Origin of the sequence: uncultured Brachyspira sp. (assembly GCF_944393015.1) — a bacterium.
Lineage (GTDB): Bacteria > Spirochaetota > Brachyspiria > Brachyspirales > Brachyspiraceae > Brachyspira.
Genome location: NZ_CALXYQ010000033.1, coordinates 22,839 through 29,653, shown reverse-complemented (window position 1 = coordinate 29,653; position 6,815 = coordinate 22,839). Strand labels below are relative to the sequence as shown.

Below are 6,815 nucleotides of genomic sequence, written 5' to 3'. Positions count from 1 at the left end.
CACAATTTTTATGATACCCCCAAAAAATTAATAACCGCATATAAAAAATATTGCTAATAAAAATTGTTCGCTAATCAACTCTAGCAAATAAATTTGCTAGACGCTCACAATTTTTATGATACCCCCAAAAAATTAATAACCGCATATAAAAAATATTGCTAATAAAAATTGTTCGCTAATCATATCAAGCTATAGCTCACAACTTTTACAATCCCCCTAAAGATTAATAATTACATATAATATTATTACTAATAAAAGTTACTCAATAATTATCTCACAACCTTTATAATCCCCCAAAAAATTTAGCAATTATATACAACACTATTATTACAATATTAAATTACTGCTTTGCCATTTCTATTATTCTTTTCAAATCCATTCTACCTTCATATATAGCTTTTCCAACTATAGCCCCATTAATTTTCATATCTCTTAATTTTATAATTTCTTCTTCAAATGTAACACCGCCTGAAGCTATTATATTACATGAATTTTTTTCTCTTAACTCTTTATAAATATCCAAATTAGTGCCGGAAAGTTTGCCGTCTTTTGAAATATCTGTATATATAATAGTATCTATTCCCATGCTATCCAATTTAATACAAAATTCAACAGAATCTTCTTTTTTTATCTCTTTCCATCCCTTAACAGCTATCATTCTATCTCTTGAATCAATAGAAACTGCTATGTGCTCTTTATACTTATTAATCATATTATTAGTAAAATCAATATTTTCAACAGCTGCAGTTCCTAATATTGTTCTTTTAACACCTATATCCAAATATTTTTTTATAGTTTCTTCATTTCTTATACCGCCGCCTACTTCTACAAATAAATCGCATTTTTTTATTATTTTTTCTATTGTTTTAAAATTAATAGTTTCTCCGTCGCTTGCCCCATCTAAATCAACAACATGCAAATAACTGCTTCCGCTTTCAATAAAAAAATCCAAAACTTCTAAAGGATCTTTAAAATAAGTTGTTTTATTATCATAATCTCCTTCTACAAGCCGTACAACCTCTCCGTTTTTCAAATCTATCGCTGGCAGTATATACATTTTTAATCCCCTAAAATATTATATTGATAATTGTATTTATTATAGCATATAATTTATAAATGTAAAAATTAATAAACTCTATTTTTTTCTCAAAACTCCGATATTTAATTTTAGATTAATTTAAATTCAATGGATTTTATTATGATTAAAGACTTATATATAGAAAATTTTAAATGTTTTAACAAAATTAAAATAGATGATATAAAAAAAATAAATTTCTTAGTAGGAAAAAATAATTCCGGAAAAACTACTATACTTGAAGCCTTAATGCTTATTTTATCAGAATCCCGTATTAATGTAATAGAAAATATAAAAACTATTAGCAGATTCAAAGAAAATAAAACTGAAATAAAAACATTATTTTATAATTTTGATTATAACAACAATATAAATTTTAATTATAATAAATATGATAATACAAGCTACAATATAAATATCAGCCCAGTATTAAAAGATAATAAAATACCTAAAGATGATAATATAGAATTAAACTATAATACTATAATCAACAATGATGACACTATAGAAGAAAAAAAATTAAATATTCCAAACATCAATAATACAATATATATGATGAATAAAAAAACTGATAATGTAGGAAATAGAGAAGAAACATATATAACAAGTAATATAGAATACAATACATTAACAGCATATTTAATAGAAATTTTAAAAAATAAAAATGAAGAGCCTATAATAGAAATGCTTTCATTTTTCAACAAGAATATAAAAGCAATAAATGTACTTAACAATGATATTTATATTAATATTGAAGGAATGAATAAGTTAGTAATATTAAATTTAATGGGTGAAGGATTAAAAAAATATTTATCTATAATACTTCCAATAGCTGCAAATAAAAATAATGTTATTTTAGCAGATGATATAGCCAGCTCTTTAGACAATGAAACAGCTAAATATTTATTTAAAAGCATTTTAAATTTAAGTAGAAATAATGATATACAAATGTTTTTCACAATCAATAATTATGAAACATTAAAACTTTTACATGAAACAATAAACAATAATGAAGAGTTTAATGATATAAAAGACTCAATAAACATTATAAATATAGCGAATACTGAAGAAGAAGGGTTTAAATCTTATAATTATAATGTTGATAGTGCCAGGGAATTTGTAGAAAATAATTCTAATCAACAATAAATTTTTATTTGCGGTAGTATTTATCTAAAATTAATTAGGTAATACTTCCACAAATATATAAAAAATATAAATTTATCATATACACTCCACAGCCATAACAATACTATAAATTACATACATAAATAATTACTTTTGTTAACTTCTGTATATACATAAACAACTATATTTTGTCAGAAATAATTTTTTTAAATTTTAAATATCTGCAGGGCTTTGCCCTTACGAAATACACAGTGTGCAGCACCCCACTTATTTTGCGACCGAAGGAAGTACTGCGACTGAAAGGAGTACCTGACGAAGTCCACTGTAAGTGTAGGTGTGGTATTGCCACATACGAAGTACGCCTACAGTGAGAAGCTATATCCTCGATAAACTCGGATACGCTTCGCGAAGAACTGCATTTTTATAAGTTATACCATATATTTAATAGGCATATTTTTAATATAAAGCTCTAGCAATTGCGTTTTCGCGAAGCGTGCCTACGGCAGCTACTTTGGCGAATCCCGCAGAGCGTGTGAGGCGGGAAAAAGTTGAATAAAAAATTGACAAACTTAAAAATTTTAAATCTAATAAAAACTTGGGCGGGTGTCATAATTTCTGATTAAGTTATAAAGATAATAAAAATTATAATTTCAAAATAAAATAATAAAGAATAAATGGCGGGGTTATAAATAAAATTTTAAAATATAAAAAATTATTTATGTTATAATTATATATCAATATTTACTATATAGGAGTTGCTAATGTCAATCTTTAGCTATTTCTTTAAAAAGCCTATAGACAAATCCAAACTAGAAAAATCTCGCTTAAAAGATTATGATAAAGCTATAAACTTTTATGAAGAAACCTTAAAAAATAATAAAGATTTAAAAATAGATCCGTATCATATTAAATCATATAATAATAGAGGCACAATTAAATATGATATGGGACTTTTTGAAGATGCTATTAAAGATTATGACAGAGCAATAGAACTTGATAATAATTATTTTGAAGCTTACTGTAATAGAGCAAATGCTAAATATAGTTTGGGATTATACAAAGAAGCATTAAAAGATTATAAAAAAGCCTTGGAATTAGATACTACTAATACTACTGTAATAGAAAATATAAAAAACATTGAAAACAAATACAGTTTGAAATAAAAATTAATTAACTAACAAAATTTTAGGTATAAAACGATGTTTTATATATTATATAATTAATTATTTTAGTGTATAAATATACATTTTTTAAAGTATATTTGAACTTATATAGAATATATGTTCTTTTATGCAGATAAATATTTTTTAGAGGGTAAAGTTCCGCTATAAAATGAAATATGATATGCAATATTATTTTTCATTGGAGGATTATATACATTCATATTATTTTGCTTAATCAATTTTTTGCCCATTTTCATTTTTTGAATATTAACATTTGAAAAATTAGATGTTATATCAGTTATAACGCAATTTTTAATTTCATCATCTGCTTCATTTTTGTTTCCATAAAAAGAATAAAATTCTTCAACATATATATTTTTATTAAAAGCATTTCTATATTTCTTTCTTAAATTCAATTCAATATTTTCTATTCTTTTATCCAAAGAACTATCCATTAAATAAATAATAAATAAAGATTGATCATAAAACACTTTTATATCAGATATAATATTAAGATTTCTAATTTCATTTATATATTCTTGTATGGCTCTATTATATATTTTGTAATTCATTATACATATCCTCATATATAGTTTTAGCTTTTTTAAACATTGTATCTGGAACATTTACACCATTATATTCATATTTGTTTCTCATATTTAATAATAAAGTACCATTTTTTTCAAAATCATATGATACCCCTTTTATCTTAGCATTATCATCTAAATTTTCCCATATACCTAATATACGATTATTATTTTTATCAAAATATCCTGTATGGCTTATATATTGTTTTCCTAATTTTTCTTTAGCTAACAAATAAAGCCCATAATACCATCTTCCTATAATAATATGTCTTAATTCATCTTTAGACTGTACATTATTACCATCTCTTCTATTAAGTATAGAAAAATTATTAAAATTATTATCAAAATAATTAGCAACTGCTATATTAATTTCTCCCCTATCTTTCATAAAAATACTCCATTTACAAATCATAACTTTCTAGTTCATATAGATTACTTTCTTTACATTTTATTTTTAAAACAGGAATATTTTTTTTATCTGCTATATTTTTTATAATTTCTTGATCTTTTTCTTCTATATCTTTTCCTAAATAAATATGTTTAATATGGAGTTTTTTTCTTATTTTAATTTTCTTACTCTTATCTTTAACATCAATATATTTAATCAAATCATATCCATCAATATAATTAATATCATCAATATTATCTATATATTTAATTAATCTAAATTCATTTTCATAACTCCATTGAACATTTTTAGTTAAAAATAAATGTAAAGGATATATATTATCACTAGATAAATGATGATATTTATCTTCAATATTAAAAAAACTATCCAATTCATTTTCATAGTCAAAAGTTAGTTTTGTTGTATACATTAACTTTTCTAATAAAACATCTTTTTCATTAAGAAAATCTGTAATATCATAAGCAATACATATGCCATTATGTTTATTAGCATAATGTGCCCACATTAATATATTATATGGTTCTGTAGTTAAACAAGATATTTGAAAATTATTAGTTAATTCATAAAGTATATCATCTTTTTTTAATAGTTTTGTAGGAGGATCTATTGGATCATTGAATGTAGTTGGATTTCTGAATTCAATTTGCTCATTTTCTATAAGGTCTTTAACTTCATCAGGTATATTGTTAGAATACCATGGTATATATTGATATAATATATTATCTTTTATATTGTTAATATTATTGGAAATATATGATTCTATATTTTTTTTCAATATTTTTTCAAAAACATTTTTAGCTTTTGATTTATCTAATATACCTTCTTTATACATTCTATATAAAATAATGAAAACATCGTAATTTAAATTATCTTTTACAAGTTCATCTAATATATCATATGCTTTTTCATTTTCATTTAATTTTAGATGAGCATAAGCTAAATAAGCTTTTGATTGTTCTCTATTAGATTTAGATATATAATAAATACCCTCTTTATAATTTCCTTTTTCAATTAAACAACGACCTAAATTATGATATATATCATAATGTGTATAATTTTCATTAATTGCTTTCTTAAGAATTGTTATAGCCTCATCATATTTTCTAGTTATAGCATATATTATAGATAATGATAATATGATACTTGTAATATCATGTTCATTATTAAGACCTATATTTTCTATATTATCATATAGATATTTTGATATTTCAATTGCTTTATCATAATTTTTATCTTTTATATAAGAACTAGCTAAATTTATATATATATAGATAAGTATAATTGAGGATCATTTTTTATATTTTTAATATCTCCTATAATATTAACTGCATATTTATATATATTTACAGATAATTTATAATTTCCAAAATACGAATATAAAATACCTATTTGATTTAAAACAACTATTTGATTTTTTGTATCATCAGTATTAGAAATTAATTTAAAAGAATTGTTATAGTAAAACATAGCATTTTCATAACATTGGAACATATTACTGCTTAAATGATATAGATAATAAATATATCCCAAATAAAAATATGACTCTGCTATTTTAAAATTAATTTCAAATTGTTGATAATTTGATAGTAAATTAGTAACACTATTTTCTAATATATATTGAAAATTACTTATCGCAGCATTAAAATTTGTTATACAAACATCAAACATTTCTGACTTCAAATCGAAATTAGTAATAGTTAAATTATGCATATTACACTTTAAATTAATATTTGCTATTTGATAATGACACATTCCTATATTTTTCATAATGTTATAATCTTTATTATCTATCAAATTATAACTATCTATTGCTTTATTGTAATATTCAAACATTATTTCTATGTTATCCATATTTCCTGATTTTAAAAACTCATTATAATATGCATTAGCATTTGCAAAATAATTATCAGCTGTAAATAACATTAATTTATCATCCTTATTTTTTATATTTTCTAATATATTTAGAATATTTTCATAATTATAAGAGGCATTCGGATATTCTTTTCTATCAAAATAAAAATTAGCTATTTTACCATAACAATTACATTTCCATAATTGTTCTCTAACAGTAACATCTTTTAATTCTGATATTAAATATATAGTTTTATTGTAGTACTTTATTGAATCTTTAATATATTCTTCATTATCACTATTATATAAAATTTCTGCTATTAATGTAGTAACAATAAAATATTTAGGGTATTTTTTTTCAATTTCATATAATAAATTTAATACTTTATTATAATCATTTATTTCATATTTATTTAGATCAGCTATTATATTTTGAAGTATCATTATATGATTTGTATCTTCTATATTAATTCTTTCTAATTCTTCATCTAACGACATATTAACTCCTAATTAACATGTTTTATTATATTAATAATATAATAAAATAAAACTATATATAGTTCCTTTTTTAAAAAAAGAGTATAGACTTAAAAATCCATACTCTT

At 22.0% G+C, this 6,815-nt stretch carries 7 protein-coding genes; 2 read left to right on the top strand and 5 right to left on the bottom strand.

Annotated elements, in window-relative coordinates; genetic code table 11:
• Positions 1 to 340: 340 nt before the first annotated feature.
• Entirely contained in the window at positions 341 to 1,057 is a 717-nt protein-coding gene (hisA, locus tag Q0K19_RS10880) for a 1-(5-phosphoribosyl)-5-[(5-phosphoribosylamino)methylideneamino]imidazole-4-carboxamide isomerase (protein WP_297247836.1), read from the bottom strand.
• A 141-nt stretch (positions 1,058 to 1,198) separates the two neighbouring features.
• Between hisA and Q0K19_RS10875 the strand changes: the two genes are divergently transcribed.
• Together Q0K19_RS10875 and Q0K19_RS10870 are read left to right on the top strand one after the other, a co-directional pair.
• Positions 1,199 to 2,221 (top strand): AAA family ATPase, encoded by a 1,023-nt coding sequence (locus Q0K19_RS10875; RefSeq protein WP_297247834.1) that lies wholly within the window; start codon positions 1,199 to 1,201, stop codon positions 2,219 to 2,221.
• Positions 2,222 to 2,961: 740 nt separating this feature from the next.
• Positions 2,962 to 3,363: a tetratricopeptide repeat protein gene (locus tag Q0K19_RS10870; RefSeq protein WP_297247832.1), complete on the top strand. Its 402-nt coding sequence runs from the start codon at positions 2,962 to 2,964 to the stop codon at positions 3,361 to 3,363.
• Positions 3,364 to 3,488: 125 nt separating this feature from the next.
• Here Q0K19_RS10870 and Q0K19_RS10865 read toward each other — a convergent pair whose 3' ends face one another.
• The 4 genes from Q0K19_RS10865 to Q0K19_RS10850 form a co-directional block, all read right to left on the bottom strand.
• Positions 3,489 to 3,935 carry a hypothetical protein gene (locus tag Q0K19_RS10865; RefSeq protein ID WP_297247830.1) on the bottom strand — a complete coding sequence of 149 codons (447 nt, stop codon included), beginning with the start codon at positions 3,933 to 3,935 and terminating at the stop codon, positions 3,489 to 3,491.
• Complete coding sequence (locus Q0K19_RS10860; RefSeq protein ID WP_297247828.1) at positions 3,916 to 4,338, bottom strand: hypothetical protein; 423 nt, start codon at positions 4,336 to 4,338, stop codon at positions 3,916 to 3,918. The genes Q0K19_RS10865 and Q0K19_RS10860 overlap by 20 nt, the downstream gene beginning before the upstream one ends.
• Positions 4,339 to 4,351: 13 nt before the next feature.
• Positions 4,352 to 5,191, bottom strand: coding sequence for a DUF2971 domain-containing protein (locus tag Q0K19_RS10855; protein WP_297247826.1), 840 nt, complete (start codon positions 5,189 to 5,191; stop codon positions 4,352 to 4,354).
• Between the two features lie 425 nt (positions 5,192 to 5,616).
• Complete coding sequence (locus Q0K19_RS10850) at positions 5,617 to 6,708, bottom strand: hypothetical protein (RefSeq protein ID WP_297247824.1); 1,092 nt, start codon at positions 6,706 to 6,708, stop codon at positions 5,617 to 5,619.
• Positions 6,709 to 6,815 lie beyond the last annotated feature (107 nt).